Annotated in this window: 12 protein-coding genes; 6 read left to right on the forward strand and 6 right to left on the reverse strand. The window is 70.0% G+C overall.

What is annotated here, in order from left to right; genetic code table 11:
• Positions 1-46 precede the first annotated feature (46 nt).
• The 3 genes from murD to JHW38_RS09465 all read right to left on the reverse strand — a co-directional run bounded on the left by murD (position 47) and on the right by JHW38_RS09465 (position 5,469).
• Complete coding sequence (gene murD, locus JHW38_RS09455; protein WP_207525690.1) at positions 47-1,459, reverse strand: UDP-N-acetylmuramoyl-L-alanine--D-glutamate ligase; 1,413 nt, start codon at positions 1,457-1,459, stop codon at positions 47-49.
• Complete coding sequence (gene murL / locus JHW38_RS09460; protein ID WP_242691301.1) at positions 1,440-2,798, reverse strand: UDP-N-acetyl-alpha-D-muramoyl-L-alanyl-L-glutamate epimerase; 1,359 nt, start codon at positions 2,796-2,798, stop codon at positions 1,440-1,442. Before murL ends, murD begins: the two co-directional genes overlap by 20 nt.
• 70 nt (positions 2,799-2,868) lie before the next feature.
• Complete coding sequence (locus tag JHW38_RS09465; protein ID WP_207525691.1) at positions 2,869-5,469, reverse strand: bifunctional aspartate kinase/diaminopimelate decarboxylase; 2,601 nt, start codon at positions 5,467-5,469, stop codon at positions 2,869-2,871.
• Positions 5,470-5,823: 354 nt separating this feature from the next.
• Here JHW38_RS09465 and JHW38_RS09470 point away from each other — a divergent pair, with 354 nt between their 5' ends.
• Complete coding sequence (locus JHW38_RS09470; RefSeq protein ID WP_207525692.1) at positions 5,824-6,705, forward strand: PhzF family phenazine biosynthesis protein; 882 nt, start codon at positions 5,824-5,826, stop codon at positions 6,703-6,705.
• A 115-nt stretch (positions 6,706-6,820) separates the two neighbouring features.
• On the opposite strand, the gene JHW38_RS09475 is transcribed toward JHW38_RS09470, so the two are convergent.
• Positions 6,821-7,711 (reverse strand): bile acid:sodium symporter family protein, encoded by an 891-nt coding sequence (locus JHW38_RS09475; protein ID WP_207525693.1) that lies wholly within the window; start codon positions 7,709-7,711, stop codon positions 6,821-6,823.
• A 140-nt stretch (positions 7,712-7,851) separates the two neighbouring features.
• On the opposite strand from JHW38_RS09475, the gene JHW38_RS09480 reads away from it, so the two are divergent.
• Positions 7,852-8,556, forward strand: coding sequence for a Crp/Fnr family transcriptional regulator (locus tag JHW38_RS09480; protein WP_207525694.1), 705 nt, complete (start codon positions 7,852-7,854; stop codon positions 8,554-8,556).
• Positions 8,557-8,664: 108 nt separating this feature from the next.
• Here the strand turns inward: JHW38_RS09480 and JHW38_RS09485 are convergent, their stop codons facing one another.
• Positions 8,665-11,010, reverse strand: a complete 2,346-nt coding sequence (locus tag JHW38_RS09485; protein ID WP_207525695.1) for a TonB-dependent receptor — start codon at positions 11,008-11,010, stop codon at positions 8,665-8,667.
• A 391-nt stretch (positions 11,011-11,401) separates the two neighbouring features.
• Here JHW38_RS09485 and JHW38_RS09490 point away from each other — a divergent pair, with 391 nt between their 5' ends.
• From JHW38_RS09490 to JHW38_RS09505, 4 genes are all read left to right on the forward strand, one after another.
• Positions 11,402-12,685, forward strand: coding sequence for an MFS transporter (locus JHW38_RS09490; protein ID WP_207525696.1), 1,284 nt, complete (start codon positions 11,402-11,404; stop codon positions 12,683-12,685).
• Between the two features lie 54 nt (positions 12,686-12,739).
• Entirely contained in the window at positions 12,740-14,068 is a 1,329-nt protein-coding gene (locus JHW38_RS09495; RefSeq protein ID WP_207525697.1) for a dicarboxylate/amino acid:cation symporter, read from the forward strand.
• Positions 14,069-14,239: 171 nt separating this feature from the next.
• Entirely contained in the window at positions 14,240-15,451 is a 1,212-nt protein-coding gene (locus JHW38_RS09500; protein WP_207525698.1) for an OprO/OprP family phosphate-selective porin, read from the forward strand.
• A 190-nt stretch (positions 15,452-15,641) separates the two neighbouring features.
• Positions 15,642-18,311 (forward strand): hybrid sensor histidine kinase/response regulator, encoded by a 2,670-nt coding sequence (locus JHW38_RS09505; RefSeq protein ID WP_207525699.1) that lies wholly within the window; start codon positions 15,642-15,644, stop codon positions 18,309-18,311.
• Between the two features lie 206 nt (positions 18,312-18,517).
• Here JHW38_RS09505 and JHW38_RS09510 read toward each other — a convergent pair whose 3' ends face one another.
• The gene (locus tag JHW38_RS09510; RefSeq protein WP_207525700.1) at positions 18,518-19,192 is read right to left on the reverse strand and encodes a LuxR C-terminal-related transcriptional regulator; all 675 of its coding nucleotides are present in this window, start codon (positions 19,190-19,192) and stop codon (positions 18,518-18,520) included.
• Between the last annotated feature and the right edge of the window lie 78 nt (positions 19,193-19,270).

Here is a 19,270-nt window from a genome sequence, read left to right on the forward strand (position 1 = left end):
TCGTAGTTGCGTTGTCGCAGTCGCGGCTCGCGCCGCTCCTGCAGGGTCAAGCGATGCCGATGCCGGCGATCGCGCTGATCGCTTCCGGGTCGAACCCCGCCAGCTCGGCGAAATGCCGGCCGCGGGCGACGTAATCGCGATACGGGCCGAAACTCGGCGCGCCCGGCGACAGCAGCACCACGCCGCCCTGAGCGCCGAGCGCGGCGCGCGCCTGCTGCATGGCGTCGGCGAGATCGCGCGCCGCGCTCAGGGCGAAACCGCCCTCGCCCGCCACCGCTTCGAGCAAGGCGTGGATGCGCGGCCCGTTCTCGCCCATCGTCACGATCGCCAGCGGCGCGCGCGTGCGCATCGCCTCGGCGAAGCCCTGCCAGTCGATGCCGCGGTCGTGGCCGCCGACCAACAGCGCGATGCGCCGCCCGGCATAGCAATCCAGCGCCGCCAGCGTGGCGTGCGGGGTGGTGCTGATCGAATCGTTGACGTAGGCGACGCCGTCGTTCTCGCCGATCGGCTGCAAGCGGTTCGGCAGCGGCCGGAAGCTCGCCGCCGCCGGCGCCAGCGGCGCGGCGTCGAGGCCGAGCGCTTCGATCGCGGTCAGCACCGCGCACAGATTGCCGCGGTTGTGCCGGCCCGGCAGCGGCAGCGACGCGGTGTCCATGACTTCGCGCTCGCCGCGCCACAGCGCGTCGCCGCGCAGATGCCAGCCGGCGGCGTCGCCGAACCAGCGGATCTCGCTGTCGGGCAGGCGCAGCGCCGACAGCACCGGATCGGCCGCGTTGAGCACGGCGATGCGCGGCCGCGCCTGGGTCAGCAGGCGCAGCTTGTCTTCGACGTAGCGCGCCTGCGAGCCGTGCCAGTCCAGATGTTCGGGATAGAGGTTCAGCGCCACCGCCACGTCGGGCCGCGCGCCGCTGACGCCGACGTCGCCGGTCTGGTAGCTCGACAGCTCGATCGCCCAGAACTGCGGCGGCTGCGGCGATTCCAGCGCGTCCAGCGCTTCCAGCAACGGCAGGCCGATGTTGCCGGCCAACGCGGTGCGGTGGCCGCCGGCGCGCAGCAGATGCGCCAGCAGCGAGGTGGTGGTGCTCTTGCCCTTGGTGCCGGTGACGCAGACGGTGCGGCCGCCGGCGCGCGTTGCGGCCTGCTCGCCGAACCACAGCGCGGTGCCGCCGATCAGGCGCGCGCCCTGCTCCGCCGCGGCCAGCGCTTCGGCGCGGTACGGGCTGATGCCGGGCGATTTGACGATCCATTCGAACCCGCCCAGGCGCTCGGCGGTCGCGGCGGTTTCCACCAGCAGGCGCGCATCGTGCAGGCCGCGCGCGTCGGCGGCCTCGTCGGGCGAACAGAACAGGGTCAGTTCGAGCTGCGGCAGGCGCGCGCGGATCGCGTGGTAGGCGGCGCGGCCTTCGCGGCCCCAGCCCCACAGCGCGACGCGCTTGCCGTCAAGCTGCGAGATACGCACGCAGACGCTCCCACAGCGCGGGCGGCACGCGGTGTTCGCCTTCCAGCGCCAACAGCGGCTCGATGCGCAGTTCCTCGCCGCTCAGCTGCGGACGGATCTCGCGGGCGAAGCGCTCGACCAGCGCGTCCTCGCGCCACTCGGCGCGCTCGGCCAGCGCCGCCATCGCCGCGCGCGATTCGCGGCCTTCGCCGACGCATTCGAACGGCTTGTGGTTGCGGTACTCCAGCAGCGCGTCGAAGCCGTCGGTCTGGGCCGGATCGTCGAGCAGGTTGCGGCCGAAGATCGACACCAACCGAGGCTTCGTCATGAACGGCGCCAACGCCAGGAACACGAAGTGGCATTTAGGACACACCCCGCACCACCGACTCGCCGGCCGCTCGCCGAGAATATGGAAATTGCGATTGCAGCTGCTGAAATGCGCGTCGTAGCGATCCCCGCGCGCGAACTGCCGCGCCACCGCCAGCTCGCTCAACGGCCGCAGCAGCGAGTAATAGCGCAGGTCCGCGGCCACGTGCTTCTGCAGGTACTCGCCGAACGCGCGCTCGCAATCCCAGCCCTTCGACCACTGGTGGTTCACCTCGCCGGTGCCCTCGATCATGCTGCCGTAGCTGGCCGAGCGCTCGTTGGAGAACACCACCTGGTCGACGCCGCGCAGCAGCGCGGCCAGGGCCATGATCGCCGAGTTCACCACCGTCACCGGGATGTGGCCGTTGTACGCGCCCTGGCGGTTGTACTCGAACAACTGCGGCGCCAGCGCGCGGCCGAGGTTCAGCGTGGGCAGGCCGGTGCGCGCGGCGCAGGCGGCGATCAGTTGCGAGCCGCCGATCCAGGTCACGGTCTGCTCGACTTCGAGCGCGCGCAGCGCTTCGATGCTGACCAGCGAGTCCTTGCCGCCGCCGATGGCGACGAGCGCGTGTTCGCTCAAGCCCAGCGCCGGCGCCGCCGGATCGGCCGCGGCCGCTACCGGGAACTTGATCTTGCCGTGCAGGTTCAAGCCGTTGCGATAAGCGAACTCGCCCAGGCCGTTGACGTAGATCAGCTCCAGCAAGGACGCAGTGTCGGCGTCGATGGCGTACGAGTCGATGCGGATCTGTTCCGGCACCGCCGCCTTGTAATAGCTGACGCCGGCGATCAAATGCAGCAGCCGCAGCATGCGTTCGACCGCGCCGGCGCGCTGAGCGTCCAGCGCGAACGGCGCGCCGGGCACGGTGACGGTTTCGACCAGTTCCGCACCGTCGTCGAAGGCGTAGACCAGTTCGGCCACGCCGCTGGCGGCGTCCAGGCCGCAGCGCACGAAACGGAAGGCGCGCACGGCGTCGCGTTGGAATTGATCGCTCACGGGTTCACTCTCGAAATCGAAACGGTCGCGCGCGGCGGGCGTTTGAGCGCCGCGGAGTTCGGGACGGCGCTCATCCGAGCACCTCCTCGACCGGCAGCGCGCGCAGGTTGTAGGTGTTGGCCATCGCCATGCCGTAGGCGCCGGCGTCGGCGACCAAGACGACGTCGCCTTCTTCGGTCGCCTTCGGCAGCAAGCGCGCGCGGCCGAGCACGTCGCTGCTCTCGCACACCGGCCCGACCACGTCGAACGCGGCGGTGTCGGCGTCGCCGAAGCGGCTGAGGTTGTGGATGCCGTGGTAGGCCTCGTACATGGCCGGACGCATCAACGCGTTCATGCCCGCATCGCAGCCGATCCGGCGCACGCCGTCCTTCTCGACCACTTGAGTGACCGACAGCAGCAGCACGCCGCATTCGGCGACCAGATAGCGGCCGGGCTCGATGATGAGGCCGTAGCGCGGGTACGCGGCCTTGATCTCGTCGAGGCCGGCGCGCCAGGCGTTGAGGTCGAACTCGCGCGCTTCCGGCGTGTACGCCACCGGCAGGCCGCCGCCGATGTCGATGGTCTCGATGGTGCCGACGCTGTCGGCCAGGCCGGCGAGGCTGGCGTAGACGCCGCGCCAGTGCTGCGGATCGTCGATGCCGCTGCCCAGGTGCGCGTGCAGGCCGCTGATGCGGATGCCGAGCTTGCGCGACTCCTCGACGAAGGCGTCGAAGCGCGCCAGCGGCAGGCCGAACTTGGCCGCGACGCCGCCGGTGCGGACTTTCTCGTGATGGCCTTCGCCGTGGCCGAGATCCAGGCGCAGCCACAGGGTGCGGCCGCGGAACACTTCGGGCCAACGCTTGAGCGCTTCGACGTTGTCGACGGTGACGATCACCCCGCGCGCCAGCGCCGCTTCGTACTCGTGGCGCGGGGCGAAGCTCGGGGTGAACAGCACGCGTTCGGGCGCCATGTGCGGCACGGCCTGGAACACCCGCTCGATTTCGGCCAGCGACACGCATTCCAGGCCGAAGCCTTCGCCGACGATGGCGCGCAGCACCGCCGGGTGCGAATTGGCCTTCATCGCGTAGAAGCAGCGGTCGACCGCGGCGGTGCCGATCAGGGCGCGGGCGCGTTCGCGCACCGTGGCCAGATCGTAGACGTAGCGCGGGGTGCCGGCTGCGGCCGTCGCCAGCAGGCGCGAACGCTGCGCCTGCCACCACGGCGCGCTGCGCTGCGGCTTGCCTTCGGAAATCTCGCGCCAGCTCGGGCCGAACACGCTGTCGTCGCGCACCGGCATGGCGCCGCCGCGGATCAGTTCGTGGTGCAGGTGCGGGAGCAAGCCGTCGGCGTCGGCTTCGTCGATGACGAAGGTCAGGTTCAGGTCGTTGGACGACTGCGAGATCAGGTGCACGCGCTCGCGCCCGAACGCCGCCCAGATGTCGGACAGCCGGTGCAGCAGCGAGCGCATGCCGCGGCCGACCAGGGTGATCGCCGCGCACGGCGCGATGACCTTGACCCGGCACACCTCGGCCAGATCGGCCGACAGCGCTTCGAGCACGTTGCTGTTGACCAAATTCTCGCTCGGATCCAGCGACACGGTGACGTTGGTTTCCGACGAACCGATCAAGTCGATGGAAAGCCCATGCCGCTTGAACCGCTCGAACACGTCGGCGAGGAAGCCGACCTGCTGCCACATGCCGATGCTTTCCATCGACACCAGCACGATGCCGTTGCGGCGGCTGATCGCCTTGACCCCGGGCACCGTGGCGGCGCTGGCGTCGATGCGGGTGCCGGGCAGGTCGAAGCGCTCGGTGTCGAGGATCGCCATCGGCACGCCGGCGTCGCGGCACGGCGCGATCGAGCGCGGGTGCAGGACCTTGGCGCCGGTGGTGGCGATTTCCTGCGCTTCGGCGTAGTCCAGCCGCGCCAGCAGGCGCGCATCGGGCACTTCGCGCGGGTTGGCGCTGAACATGCCGGGCACGTCGGTCCAGATTTCGACCCGCTGCGCCTTCAGCAGCGCGCCGAAGTAGGCGGCCGAGGTGTCGGAGCCGCCGCGGCCGAGAATCGCGGTGCCGCCGTCGCCGTGGCGGGCGATGAAGCCCTGGGTCAGCAGCATCTGCGTCGGCTGCGCGCTGAAGCGCTCGACGAAGCCGGGTTCGGCGTGGTGGCGGCAGTTCACCGACAGGCGCTGCGCCCACTCGCTGGCGTTCGGCAGCGACACCGCGTCGAGCCATTCGCGCGCGTCGCACCAACCGAAGTCGAGCCCCTGCGAGCGCAGGTAAGCGGCGCCCAAGGTCGACGACAACAGTTCGCCCTGCCCCAGCACTTCGGCCTGCCAGTCCAGCGCGCGGCTCGCCGCGCGCGGATCGGTTTCCAGCGCAACCAGTTTCGCCAGGCGCTCGCCGAGCACGCTGTCGGGATCCAGGCCGAGCTCGGCGCAGAAACCGCGGTGGCGTTCGACCAACCCGGCGAAACGCGCCGGAAGGCCGCCGTCCTCGCCGGCCGGCGCGTAGGCGATGGCCTGCAGCTCGTTGGTGACGCCCGACAGCGCGGAGACCACCACCAGCACGCGGCGGCCGTCTTCGCGCAGACGTTTTCCAGCCAGACGTCCGATCGTGTCCCAACGGTTGCGGCGGGATACCGAAGTACCGCCGAACTTGAGCACCACCCAGCCTGTCTGTTGCGTCTCCACGTCTTCCTCGGTTGTCGATTCCACTTGATGGGCCCGGCGCGCGGCCGGGGCAGGTCGATCCGCCCGCTGCGGCCGATGAACGGACGCGGCGGGATTCCACACTTGCGAGTCTTGCGTGCCTAAAATCACGTCCTTCGAATCGGGCTGCCGGTCGAAACCGCCGCCGGCAACGCCGGCGCCGGCCCGGCAGCCGGGCACGAATCAGCGATTCTAGTCCAACCCGAGCGTCGCCGAACCACTGGCGCGCAAGTCTGTCGCCACCCTGTCGAAACCGCGCCCGCGCACCGCCCCGCTCCCGCCTTTGGCCCCGCCCTTGTACGCCACCTGCACGGGCCTCATGGAACTCCCCTGGAAATGACGCAACGCCGCTATCTGCAACTGGACGTATTCGCCGACCGCCCCGGCGCCGGCAACCCGCTGGCCGTGGTGCTCGACGCCGAAGGCCTCGACGATGCCGCCATGCAGGCCATCGCCCGCTGGACCCGGCTGCCGGAAACCACCTTCGTATTTCCGCCGAGCCAGCCCGGCGCCAGCTACCGCATCCGCATGTTCAGCCCGCGCCGCGAAGTGCCGTTCGCCGGCCATCCCAGCGTCGGCACCGCCTGCGTGGTGCTCGAAGCCGGACTGGCCGCGCCGGTCGACGGCGTGCTGGTGCAAGAAGGCGTGGCCGGGCTGCTGCCGCTGGCGGTGTCCGGCGACGGCGAGGCGCGCACGATCGCGGTGCGCACGCCGCGCGCGCGCGTGGTCGAAACCGCACGCGCCGACGACCCGCGCCTGAGCGCGGCGTTGCGCGATCTGCCGTTGGGCGCGCTGCCGCCGGCGCTGATGGACGGCGGCCGCCGCTGGTGGCTGGCGCAGCTGCGCGACGAAGCCGCGCTGCGCGCGGCCCAGCCCGACTGGGCGGCGATCGGCCGTCTGGCCGAAAGCACCGAAACGATGGGCCTGTGCGCGTTCGCGCGCGCGGACGCCGGCCAGGACTACGACCTGGTCGTGCGCGCCTTCGTCGGCGCGCCGGCGCAGTTCGAGGACGCCGCCTCCGGCGCCGCCAACGCCACCCTGGCCGCGTGGCTCAAGCACAACGACGCCCTGCCCGGCCGCGACGGCCGCTACACCGTCAGCCAGGGCCGCGAAGTCGGCTTCGACGCGCGCCTGGAGCTGCGCGTGGACGGCGACGGCGAGGTCTGGTCCGGCGGGCGGGTCAGCAACGTGGTGCGCGGGCAGATCGACTGGCGCTGAGCGCGCCGCGCGGGCTGCGGCGGCCAACGCCGCCGTCGCCCGCGCCGATGCGGCTGTCGCTGCGCTGCGTCTGCCACGGCGCTTCGACCGCACCGCTCCACTCGCGGCGCCTCGCTCAGGCCGCTGCGGCCCGCGCCACCGCGCGCCGCCCCAGCCACGCCGCGACGAACGCCGGGACATACATCAACAGCCCATAGATCGCCGCCGGCACCGCGATCGCCGGCGAATTCAACAAGGTCAGCGCGATCACGATCGCCAGGGTGCTGTTCTGCACCCCGACTTCCATGCCGACCGTGATCGCATCGCGCAGCCCGAGCCGGCTGGCGCGCGCGAGCGCGAAGCCGCCGCCGATGGCCGCCGCGCCCATCGCCAGCGCAGCCGGGCCGAGTTCGCCGAGGCTCTGCGTCAACACCGTGCGCTGGGTGATGCAGATCGCCACGATCAGCAACAACAGCAGGCCCAGCGCGAACCGGCTCACCCACGGCTCGATGCGCAAAGCGAAGGCGGCGGCGTAGCGCCGCACCGCCATGCCGATCAACACCGGCGCCAGCACCAGCGCGGCCAGATGCAGCACGGTCTGCGCGAACGGCAGGCGGATGCTGCGCGCTTCGCCGCCGAACGCGCGCAAGGCCAGTTCGACCAGCAAAGGCACGCTGAGGAAGGTGACCAGCGCGCTGATGACCGTCAGCGTGACCGCCAGCGCGACGTTGCCGCGGGCCAGATACGTCAGCGCATTGGAGCTGCTGCCGCTGGGGCAGGCGGCGACCAGCACGAAGCCAACCGCGAATTCCAGCGCATGCGGCCCGCCCGAGCGCGCCACCAGCCAGGCGGTGGCGAAGCCGAGCGAAGGCAGCAGCAGGTAATGGCCGAGCAGGCCGACCGCGACCGGGCGCGGCTCGCGCGCGATGCGGCGGAAGTCCTCGCCGCGCAGGGTCAGGCCGATCCCGCACATGATGATGGCGATGGCCAGCGGCAGGCCGATCTTGAGCAACAGGCTGTCCTGCACGAACGTCTCCTTGCCGGCGGCGGTTCGGTCCGATCCTAGCCGCTGCCGCGCGGCCGCGCCCGAACGAGCGGACAGCGGCCGCGACCTGGGCCACAATCGGCCGAACCCGGCCCGCCGCCGCTGCCGCCGTCACCGTCCGCATGACCGAGCCCCTCCCCCTGCCCGCCGATCCGTGGCTGCGCGACCTCTCGCCGAAGCTGGTCGCGCACTTGCAGGCCATGTCGGTGCGGCGCCGGCTGCGCGACGGCGAATTGCTGTACGCGCGCGGCGACGCTGCCGAAGGGCTGTACGGCGTGGTGTCCGGACGCATCCGCCTGAGCGTGCCGACCGCGGGCGGGCGCGAGATGCTGATCGTGCAGTTCGAACCCGGCAGCTGGTTCGGCGAGGTGTCGATCTTCGACGGCCAGCCGCGCCCGCAGGACGCGCGCGCGTCCGGCGACAGCGAGATCCTGCTGCTGCCGCGCGCGCGTTTCCTGGCGTTGCTGGACCAGCATCCCGAGCTGTACCGCGGTTTCACCCGGCTGCTGTGCCGCAAGCTGCGCACCGCGCTGGAATACGTCGAGGACGCGCTGACCCTGCCGCTGGCCGCGCGGCTCGGCAAGCGTCTGCTGGAACTGGCCCGAGTCTACGGCGTCGACCGCGCCGAAGGCCGCCTGATCGACCTGCCACTGCCGCAGGACGACCTCGCCAACATGCTTGGCGCGACCCGGCAGAGCGTCAGCAAGCAGCTCAAATCCTGGGAACAGCGCGGCTGGATCGCGCTGCGATACCGGCACGTCGCGGTGCGCGACGCCGGCGCGCTGGAACGCGCGGTGGCGCGTTGGTCGCAGGGCGCGGCGGATTGAACGAAACTCGCAGCCGCTCGCTCCCTGTAGGAGCGACGCGAGTCGCGACCGCGAAACCACGCCGACGACGCAAGCGTGGTTCGCGGCCGCCCCCCGCTGCGCGCCCGATCAGAACCGCGCGTCGATCGTTAAAAACACCTGTCGCGGCGCATTGGCATGGAACGCATACGTCTTGCCCTGCGGATCCGACGCGCTGAACGCGGTCAGGTTGCTGGCGGTGCGCTTGTCGCTCAGGTTGGTCGCGTTGAGCGAAACCGACCACTGCCGCAGCGGGCCGACCGGTTCGAAGGTGTAGCGCAGCGCCGCGTCGAAGGTGGTGTAGCCGCCGAAGCCGTTGTCGTTGAGGTAGGTGTAGTACCGCTTGCCGGTGTACTTGCCGCTGACGCTGGCCAGCCACGCGCCGCGGCTGTAGCTGACTTCGCTGGAGAACATGGTGTCGGGCACGTCGACCACGCGCTTGCCGCTGGTCGGCACGGTCTTGCCGCCGTCGATGTAGTTGTCCTCGTAGGTCGACTTGTTCCACGACAGCGCGTTGTACCACTGCAGGCCGTCGACGGGCTTCCAGATGAAGACCAGTTCGCTGCCGTAGCTGTCGACCGAACCGACGTTAAAGAACTTGGTGATGCACTCCGGACGCGTGCCGGCCTCGATGCTAGAACACGGGTTCAGCGACAGCAGGCGGTTGTCGAAGCGCACCTTGTACACGCTCAGCGACGCCTGATAGGTCTCGCCGACCTGACGGTAGCCGGCTTCCAGCGTCTTCGACGATTCCGGCTTGAGGTCGGCCTTCTGCGCATCGAACGCGGCCTGGCCGATCGCCAGCGGGCCGCCGGCGCCGCCGCCGACGAAGGCGGCGACGTTCTCGGTGTAGGCGGCGAACAGCTCGCGGCCTTCGCCGAGCTTGTAGCCCAGGCCCAGCTGCGGCAGGAAATGGTCCTTGGTTTCCAGGCGGCCGGTCGCGTTGGGCACTTCCATCATCTTCGACGGCACCTGGGTCGCGCGCATGTCGACCTGGGTGCTCTTGGCGCCGACGTCCAAAGTCATGCGGCCGTCGAGCAGGCTCATCGTGTCCTGCAGATAGAACTGGCGGGTGGTGATGACGTACTTCTGGAAGAACAGGCGGCGGTCGGGATCGTTGAGGAAGCGGTCGTCGTCGACCGGTCCGTCGATGAAATAGAAATTGCGCTGCACGTCGTGGTGGTTGCGCTCGTACCAGAACCCGCCCTGGATGCGGTGGATGCCGAGTTCCCAGTTCAACGAGGCCATCGCGCCGGCGCGGTTGATGCCGTAGTTGGTGCTGCGGATCGAGATCGGGATTTCCTTGGCCGTGTTCGGGTACGACCAGTTGCCCGGCGACCACCAATGGCCCTGGCCGCGGTCGTCGTGGTAATAGGTCTGCGCGTTCAGGCGCAGGCCTTCGCCGAGGTTGAACTCGCCGGCCAGCGCGGCCAGATGGTCGGTGCGCAGCGCGCGGCTGGCGTAGTAGGCGTCGTCGATGGTCGCCGCCGGCGATTCGAACTTGCAGCGCCGGTCGCCGACCTTGTTCGCCGGCCACGGCTTCGGCGCGCAGTACGCGGCGTTGAGCGCGCGCTGCCAGTCCGGCTTGTACAGGTTCCAGTCCCAGTCCGCGCCGCGCGCGAGCAGGGCCTTGGACAGGTACGCATAGTTGGCCTGGCTGGTTTCGGCGCTGGAGACGAACGCGCTGAGGCGGTTGCCGTCGCCGAAGTTGTAGACCGCCTTGAGGTTGACCTGGCTCTGGTCCTGGTTGTCGTGCGGACGCGACCACATGTCGGCGTTGAGCAGCGAACCGGACAAATACATCGAGAAGCCGCCGTGGTCGCCGGTGTCCAGGCGCGCGTAGGTGCGGCGGGTGTTGTCGCTGCCGAAGGTCTGGGCCACGCGCAGGCCGAATTCGGCTTCCGGATCGGCCGAGAAGTACTGTAGGGTGCCGCCGAGGTTGCTGGTCGAGGCGGTGCCGAGCGAGCCGATGCCCGCGGCCAGTTCGGCGCCGGCGAGGTTCTCGCCGATCAGCGCGCGGCTGATGCCCAGGCCGTTGTAGTTGCCGTAGCTGTTGTCGCCGAGCGGAATGCCGTCGAGGGTGTAGCCGAGCAGACGCTGGTTGAAGCCGCGCAGGCTGATGGTCTGCGATTCCTCGTTGGCGCCGTAGGCGTCGTTGGACTGCACCGAGATGCCGGGCAGCTTGTTGAGGATCTTCTGCGGGCTGGTGCCGGCGACGGTCTTCTCGATGTCGGCGAGCTTGACCCGCTGCACCTGGCGGGTTTCGCCCAGGCCGATGACCGAAACCGCATCGAGCGTGGTGGCGTCGCGGGCCTCGCCGGCGGCGGCGGCATCGGCGGCGACGTCGGCCGCTTCGTTGGCGGCATGGGCGGGCGCGGCGGCCAGCGCGGCGGCGATCGCCAGCGTCAGCGCGGCGAGGGTGCAAGGGGACTTCATGGTCGATCTCCGGGGGAGCAGGGCAAAAATCCGCGCAAGCATGGGCAACGCAGATGACGCGCTGATGGCGGCGGGCCCGCCGCGGCGGCCGCGCGCGGCGCGGCTACGACCAATTGGCTAAGCCGCCGCGGCCCGCACGGACCGGCCGAAAACCCTTGTTTTGCGGCATGAACCGGCGATTTCGCGGCAGCGCGGCGTGCCCGCGGCCGGCCCTAACCCTAAGGTGCTATTGGCCCTCCCCGCCCCGCCGCCCACCATCGGCGCCGGGTGTGGGGACGCCCTTGCGCGCCATCGACGACGCGGCGCGCGCCGCCTACCCACCCCGATCTTCGCGACAGGAGCCGATGTGAGCGCCATTACGTCCGACCCAGCCCCCGCCACGGCGCCCGTCATGACCCCGGGCCAGCGCCTGAAGTCGATCTTCTCCGGCTCCGTCGGCAATCTGGTCGAGTACTACGACTGGTACGTCTACAGCGCGTTCTCGCTGTACTTCGCCCATGTGTTCTTCCCGTCCGGCGACCGCATCTCGCAGGCGCTCAACGCCGGCGCGATCTTCGCCGTCGGTTTCCTGATGCGCCCGCTCGGCGGCTGGGTGTTCGGCCGCTACGCCGACCGCCACGGCCGCCGCGCCGCGCTGATGCTGTCGGTGCTGCTGATGTGCGCCGGCTCGCTGATCATCACCTTCACTCCCGGCTACGACACCATCGGCGTGTTCGCGCCGGTGCTGCTGGTGCTGGCGCGGCTGATGCAGGGCCTCAGCGTCGGCGGCGAATACGGCAGCTCGGCGACGTATCTGAGCGAGATGTCCTCGCGCGAGAACCGCGGCTTCTGGTCGAGCTTCCTGTACGTGACCCTGATCCTGGGCCAGTTGCTGGCGCTGACGGTGCTGATCGTGCTGCAGCAGTTCGTGCTCAGCGAAGACCAGCTCAAGGCCTGGGGCTGGCGCATCCCGTTCGCGATCGGCGCGATCGCCGCGATCACCGCGCTGTACCTGCGCCGCAACATGCAGGAAACCGAGTCGTTCACCAAGCTCAAGAACAGCGATACGCCGGCCAAACGCGAAGGCTCGCTGAAGACGCTGATGCAGCACCCGCGCGCGGTGCTGACCGTGGTCGGCCTGACCATGGGCGGGACGCTGGCGTTCTACACCTACACCAACTACATGCTGAAGTTCCTCACCATCAGCACCGGCTTCGACAAGGAAACCGCCTCGCTGATCAACGCCGGCACCTTGTTCGTCTACATGCTGATGCAGCCGCTGGTCGGCGCGCTGTCCGACCGCATCGGCCGGCGCCCGATCCTGATCGCGTTCGGCGTGCTCGGCACCGTGCTGACCGTGCCGGTGATGCACTGGATCCGCGGCGCGCAGACGCCGATGGAAGCGTTCTGGCTGATCATGATCCTGCTCAGCGCGGTCAGCGGCTACACCGCGATCAACGCGGTGGTGAAGGCCGAACTGTTCCCGGTCGAGATCCGCGCGCTCGGCGTCGGCCTGCCGTACGCGCTGACCGTCGCCCTGTTCGGCGGCACCGCCGAGCCGGTGGCGCTGTGGTTCAAGAAGATCGGCATGGAAACCGGATTCTTCTGGTACGTCAGCGCCTGCATCCTGTGCTCGCTGCTGGTCTACGCGCTGATGCCCGACACCCGCAAGCATTCGGCGATCGACCGCGACTGAGCCCGGTCGCGCGCATCCCCTTCCTTTCGCTCACTCCTCGCTCCGGTGCACTCCATGAAAAAGTCCGGCTCGTACTTCTACCTCTGGGTGGTCGGCGCCATCATTCTCGGCGGCCTGATCGGGCATTTCTTCCCCGAGTTCGGAGTCAAGCTCAAGCCGCTCGGCGACGGTTTCATCGCGCTGATCAAGATGCTGATCGGCCCGATCATCTTCCTGACCGTGGTGCTCGGCATCGCCGGCGTCGCCGACGTCAAGAAGGTCGGACGCGTCGGGGTCAAGGCGATCCTGTACTTCGAAATCGTTTCGACCATCGCCCTGGTGATCGGCCTGGTGGTGGTCAACACGCTCAAGCCGGGCGCCGGCTTCAACGCCGATCCGGCCAAGCTCGACCCGGCGCTGGTGGCCAAGGCCACCGACTACGCGCACAAGGCCGAGCAGCAGAGCACGGTCGACTTCCTGCTGCACATCATCCCCAAGACCTTCACCGACGCCTTCACCGGCGATGGCAGCCTGCTGCAGGTGCTGCTGCTGGCGGTGCTGTTCGGCTTCTCTTTGCTGCACATGGGCAAGACCGGCGAGAAGGTCATGGACCTGCTGGAGCCGCTGTCGAAGGCGTTCTTCGGGATCATGAGCATGATCATGAAGCTGGCTCCGATCGGCGCCGGCGCGGCGATGGCGTTCACCATCGGCGAATTCGGCGTCGGCGCGCTCGGCCCGCTGATGAAGCTGATGGGCAGCTTCTACCTGACCTGCGCGCTGTTCGTGCTGATCGTGCTCGGCCTGATCGCGCGCTTCACCGGCTTCAGCATCGTCCGCTTCATCTACTACATCCGCGACGAACTGCTGCTGGTGCTGGGCACCTCGTCGTCGGAATCGGCGCTGGTGCCGCTGATGCGCAAGCTCGAGCGGCTCGGCTGCTCCAAGCCGGTGGTCGGCCTGGTCGTGCCCAGCGGTTATTCGTTCAACCTCGACGGCACCAACATTTACCTGACGATGGCGGCGATCTTCGTCGCCCAGGCGCTCGGCGTGGAGCTGACCCTGACCCAGGAAATCACCTTGCTGGCGGTGGCGATGCTGACCTCGAAGGGCGCCTCGGGCGTCACCGGCGCCGGCTTCATCACCCTCGCCGCGACCCTGCACGTGGTCCCGGCGGTGCCGGTCGCGGGTCTGGCGCTGATCCTCGGCATCGACCGCTTCATGAGCGAAGCGCGCGCGCTGACCAACATCATCGGCAACGGCGTGGCCACGGTGGTGGTCGCGCGTTGGGAGAACGAGCTCGACCGCGAACAGCTCAACCGCGAGCTGCTGAATCCGCCGAGCGCGACCGATCTCGACGTCGACCTGCCTTCCGACCATCACGGTCCGCTCGGCGAAAAGGCCTGAGCCGTCGCGCACCAGAGGTTTCGAACGAGCCGCTGCGACTGATCCGCTTCAACTGATCCATTGAGGCGGCCCCTCGGGCCGCCAGCCGACCCTTCCCTCGGCCGGACGCCACGCGCGCCCGGCACGGAGCCCTGCTGCCAGGACGGCGCCGACGAACCTGGAGCCCCAACCATGCGCAACGCCCGCTTCGCCTTCTCCGCCTTCGCCGCCTCCCCGCTCGCCCTCGCCCTGTACGCGCTGTCGCCGGCCGCGGCCGCCGCCAGCTTCGACGACTGGCCGACCAAGTACGCCTTCGCCGACGGCACCGAAATTTCCGCGACCGCCAACTGGGCCTACGACGTGGTCGACTTCGACGGCGACGGCTACGGCACCGCCGCGACCCGGCTCAAGGACGACGGCCATTACCGCCGCCGCGAGTTCGGCGTGAATCTCAAGAAGAAGGACGTCTACGACTTCACCGCGGTGTTCGACTTCGAATCCAAGCTGTGGCTCGACGTGGCGCTGCGCATGGAAACCAAGGCCTGGTTCGGCGCCGACTACGGCAAGGTCCGGGTCGGTTACTTCAAGACGCCGGTCAGCATGGAGAGCGTCGCCGCTTCGCGCACCGCCAGCATGATGGAACTGTCCGCCGCCTCGCAGGCGATCTTCGAAGGCCGCCGCACCGGCGTGGAGTGGTCGATCGAACGGCCGCGCTATGCGTTGAACGCAGGCTACTTCTTCGGCCACGACCTGCAGGGCGACAACCCCGGCACCACCGCCGCCGGGCGCGCGGTGTGGACGCCGGTCAAGGACAAGGACCGCGTGCTGCACCTGGGCCTGACCGGCTCGGTCGAGAATCCGCACGGCTTCCGCGACGGCCGCGGCGCCTACTTCGGCCCGGCCGCGCGCTTCCGCGCGCGTCCGCTCAACGGCCTGACCGGCGTGCGCCTGGTCGATTCGGGCAGCCTGCGCGAGACCGACAAGATCGTGCGCAACGGCCTGGAAGCGCTGTGGATCGACGGCCCGTGGTCGGTCCAGGCCGAATACCTGCGCGCCACCGCCGAACGCGACAACGGCCAGCGCGATTTCACCGCCGCCGGCTACTACGTCACCGGCAGTTGGGTCGTCACCGGCGAAACCCGCCCGTACAGCGGCAACAACGTCGCCAACATCAAGCCCGCGCACGGCTACGGCGCGGTCGAACTGCTGGCGCGCTACGGCCAGCTCGACCTCGACGACGGCGGCATCGCCGGCGGCAAGCAGCGCGACTGGACCGTCGGCGCGAACTGGTACCTCACCACCCACTTCAAGTTCCAGGCGAACTATGCGCATGTGAAGGCGGACAAGGGGCTGTTGGCGGCGGATCCGGATCTGGTCGAGGTGCGGGCGCAGGTGCAGTTTTGAGTGGAGCGGGGTTGGGGGTTGGGGAACTGGAGAAGCGTCTGGAGTGCCGAAGCGCGGCGCGCATCACGATCATCGCGATCGGCGCTCGTTCGCTTGACCGCCATCTCACCCCAGTCCCGCTAGTCTCCCCAAACCCCCGCGCCTCCCCAGTTCCCCAACCCCTAACCCCCAAATCCCGCTTCAACGCCCCATGCATCCCCCCCGCCGCCAACTGCAAACCGCCGCCTGGATCGCCCTGATCCTGGCCGGCATGCTACTGTCGGCGCTGGTCGCGGGACGCATCGCCTATTCGCAGGCGCTGCAACGTCAGGCCGGCGAGGCCAGCGCGCTGTTGGCGCAGCGCGCGCAGGTGATCGAGCAGCACATCGACCGCTACCGGATCATGCCGGCGGTGCTGTCGCTGGACCCGCAACTGCGCGCGACCCTCGCCAATCCCGGCGACACCGTGCAGCGCCAGCGCGCCAACGAGCGGCTGGTCCAGCTCAACTTCGCCAACCGCACCAGCACCCTGACCCTGATCGACCGCAACGGCACCGGGCTGGCCGCCAGCAACTGGGACCAGCCCAACAGCAACGTCGGCTATTCCTACGCGTTCCGCCCCTACTTCCAGCTGGCGATGGCGGCCGGCGCCGGCGAGTTCTACGCGATCGGCGTCACCACCGGCGTGCCCGGCCATTTCATCGCCCGCGCGGTGCGCGACGAACGCGGCGGCGCGATCGGCGCGGTCGCGGTCAAGGTCGAACTCGAAGACATCCGCTCGGACTGGAGCGAACGCGGCGACCTGGTCCTGCTCAGCGACAACCACGGCGTGGTGTTCCTGTCGGCGCAGCCGCTGTGGCGCTACCGCATGCTGCATCCGCTGTCGCCGGCGTGGCAGCGCGAGCTGCGCGACACCCGCCAGTACCAGAGCCAGCGCCTGCGCCCGGTCGCGTTCGACGTGCAGCGCGAAGTCGCCGGCGGCGCGCGCGTGGTGCGTCTGCGCGAGCCGCGCCTGCGCGAACCGATGCTGTGGCAGTCGCTGCATCTGGCGCGCGAGGACTGGACCTTGCACCTGCTGCGCGACGTCACCCCGAGCATCCGCACCGCCTGGATCGCGCGCGCGGTCGCCGCCGGCGCGTGGCTGCTCGCGGTCGCGGTGGCGCTGCTGCTGATCCAGCGCGGCCGCATCGCCGCGCTGCGCCTGCGCAGCCGGCAAGAGCTGGAGAAGATGGTCGAACACCACGCCGAAGCGCTGCGCAACGCGCAGGACGGGCTGGTGCACGCGGCGCGGCAGGCGAGCATGGGCGAAGGGCAGAGCCTCGAACATCTGCCCCAAGGCGTCAGCGTGGTGGATTCGCAGCTGCGCTTGGTCGCCTGGAACCAGCGCTACGGCGAGTTGTTCCGATATCCACCGGAGCTGTTGCAGGTCGGCCGGCCGATCGAAGACCTGATCCGCTTCAACGCCAAGCGCGGCCTGCTCGGCGCCGACCCGGAAGACGCGATCAAGCGCCGCCTCGACCATCTGCTGCGCGGCCAGCCGTACCTGCACGAACGCGAGCGGCCCGACGGCACGGTGATCGAGATCCGCGGCAACCCGATGCCCGACGGCGGCTTCGTCACCAGCTACGCCGACATCACCGCGTACAAACAGGCCGCGCGCGACCTGCGCACGCTGGCCGACAGCCTGGAGCGCGGGATCGAGCAGCGCACCAGCGACCTGCAAGCCGCCAAGGGCGAGGCCGAGCGCGCGAATCGCTCCAAGACCCGCTTCGTCGCCGCCGCGGTGCACGACCTGCTGCAACCGCTCAACGCCGCGCGCATGTACCTGTCGTCGCTGCGCCGGCGCGTCGACGACAACGAAGGGCGCGAGCTGGCCGATCACATCGAGGCGGCGCTGGCGGCGCAGGACGACATCCTGTCGAGCCTGCTCGACATCTCGCGCCTGGAATCGGGCGCGCTGGAAGTGCGGCGCGCGGCGCTGCCGCTGGCGCGGGTGTTCGCCGCGATCGACAGCCAGTTCCGCATCCTCGCCCAGGCGCGCGGGCTGCGCCTGCACGTGATCGCGACCCGCGCGGTGGTCGACAGCGACGAGGTGCTGCTGCGGCGGATCGTGCAGAACTTCGTTTCCAACGCGATGCAGTTCGCGCCGCGCGAGGGCCGCATCGTGCTCGGCGCGCGGCGCTTGCGCGACGGCGTGCGGATCGAGGTGTGGGACAGCGGTCCGGGCATTCCCGAGAACAAGCGCGAACTGATCTTCGAAGAATTCCAGCGCCTGGACACCGGCATCGACGCGCCGCAGCGCGGCGCCGGCCTGGGCCTGGCGATCGTGCGGCGGGTGGCGCGCCTGCTCGGCCATCGCGTCGCGGTGCGCTCGTGGCCGGGGCACGGCAGCGTGTTTTCGGTCGAGTTGCCGTATGCGACTGCGACGCCCGCGACGGCCGAACCGGCGCCGTCCGCGCCGCCGGCGGCGAGCCGCGCGAGCGCGACCGCCGATCCGGATTCGCCGCTGCGCGGCCGCAGCGTGTGGGTCATCGACGACGACCTGCATTCGCGCCAGGCCGCGCTGCACCTGCTCGGCGACTGGGGCTGCCAGGCCGACGGCGCCGCCAGTGCGGCCGAAGCGCTGACCCGCGCCGATGCGCAGGCGCCGCCGGATTTGCTGCTGCTGGATTACCGCCTCGGCGAAAGCACCGGCTTCGAGCTCGGCACGCAGCTGGAAGCGAAGTGGAAACGGCTGCCGCCGGTGGTGCTGATGTCGGCCGACGCCGACCCGACCCTGCGGCCGCGCGCGGCCGAACGCGACTGGCATTTCCTGCCCAAGCCGCTGAAACCGGCGGCGCTGCGCGCGCTGGCGTCGCGGTTGTTGGCGCATGGCGAATGAGGCGGGGTTGCGGCGCGATCTGAGGCTGCGCGGTCGCGGCTTGCGCCGCTCCTACAGTCGCTGCGTTGGGGCGGCGCGGTGGGTGCGTTGACGCGGTCGCGGCTTGCGCCGCTCCTACAGGGGGTTCGATGCCGCGGCGTGGCGACTGTAGGAGCGGCGCGAGCCGCGACCGCGCCAACGCAACGACGACGCAGGCATCGACGCCGCTACGCCAATCCGCCGACGCCGTCGTGCAGATCGCCGCCTTCGTCGTCCAACGCCAGCCCCTTCACCAACACCGCCGCCTGCGTGCGCGAATGGCAGCCGAGCTTGCGCAGGATCGCGGTGACATGGATCTTCACCGTGTTCTCCGCCAGCGACAGTTCGTAAGCGATCTGCTTGTTGAGCAACCCATCGGCCAGACGCAGCAACACCCGCATCTGCTGCGGCGTCAGCTGCGCCAGCCGGTCGGCCAGTTGCGCGTCGCCTTCGTCGCGTTCGGCCTGCTGCGGGGGGAACCATACGTTGCCGGCGAGCACCGCGCCGAGCGCTTCGCCGAGCACCGCCGCCGGCGCCGACTTGGGCACGAAGCCGGACGCGCCGAACTGCTGCGCGCGGCGGATCGTGCGCGGGTGTTCGTTGGAGGAGATGATCACCACCGGCAACTCGGGCCGCTCGCCGCGCGCGTACACCAGCGAGGAGAAGCCCATCGCGCCGGGCATCATCAGGTCGAGCATGGCCAGGTCGAACGCGTCGCTGCCGATCGCGGCTTCCAACGCGCTTTGGCTGGCGACTTCGACCACGTGCGCGTCCGGCGCGATCTCGCCCAACGCATAACGCAGCGCCGCCCGGAACATCGGGTGGTCGTCGGCGATCAGGATGCGCAAGGCGGGGTCGGCCATGAGGGGTCCCTGTGGAAAGCGGGTCCGATCCTACACGCTCCGCCGCGGGCCGGGGCGGCGGCTGCGCGGGCGGGCGGC

Source organism: Lysobacter enzymogenes (assembly GCF_017355525.1).
Taxonomy (GTDB): Bacteria; Pseudomonadota; Gammaproteobacteria; order Xanthomonadales; family Xanthomonadaceae; genus Lysobacter; species Lysobacter enzymogenes_C.

Excerpts from the sequence above, each read along its gene's own strand:
- JHW38_RS09505 (WP_207525699.1), top strand. The coding sequence starts at position 15,642 with ATGCATCCCCCCCGCCGCCAACTGCAAACCGCCGCCTGGATCGCCCTG.
- JHW38_RS09485 (WP_207525695.1), bottom strand. The coding sequence starts at position 11,010 with ATGAAGTCCCCTTGCACCCTCGCCGCGCTGACGCTGGCGATCGCCGCC.
- JHW38_RS09500 (WP_207525698.1), top strand. The coding sequence starts at position 14,240 with ATGCGCAACGCCCGCTTCGCCTTCTCCGCCTTCGCCGCCTCCCCGCTC.
- JHW38_RS09510 (WP_207525700.1), bottom strand. The coding sequence starts at position 19,192 with ATGGCCGACCCCGCCTTGCGCATCCTGATCGCCGACGACCACCCGATG.
- JHW38_RS09480 (WP_207525694.1), top strand. The coding sequence starts at position 7,852 with ATGACCGAGCCCCTCCCCCTGCCCGCCGATCCGTGGCTGCGCGACCTC.
- JHW38_RS09495 (WP_207525697.1), top strand. The coding sequence starts at position 12,740 with ATGAAAAAGTCCGGCTCGTACTTCTACCTCTGGGTGGTCGGCGCCATC.
- JHW38_RS09490 (WP_207525696.1), top strand. The coding sequence starts at position 11,402 with ATGACCCCGGGCCAGCGCCTGAAGTCGATCTTCTCCGGCTCCGTCGGC.
- JHW38_RS09470 (WP_207525692.1), top strand. The coding sequence starts at position 5,824 with ATGACGCAACGCCGCTATCTGCAACTGGACGTATTCGCCGACCGCCCC.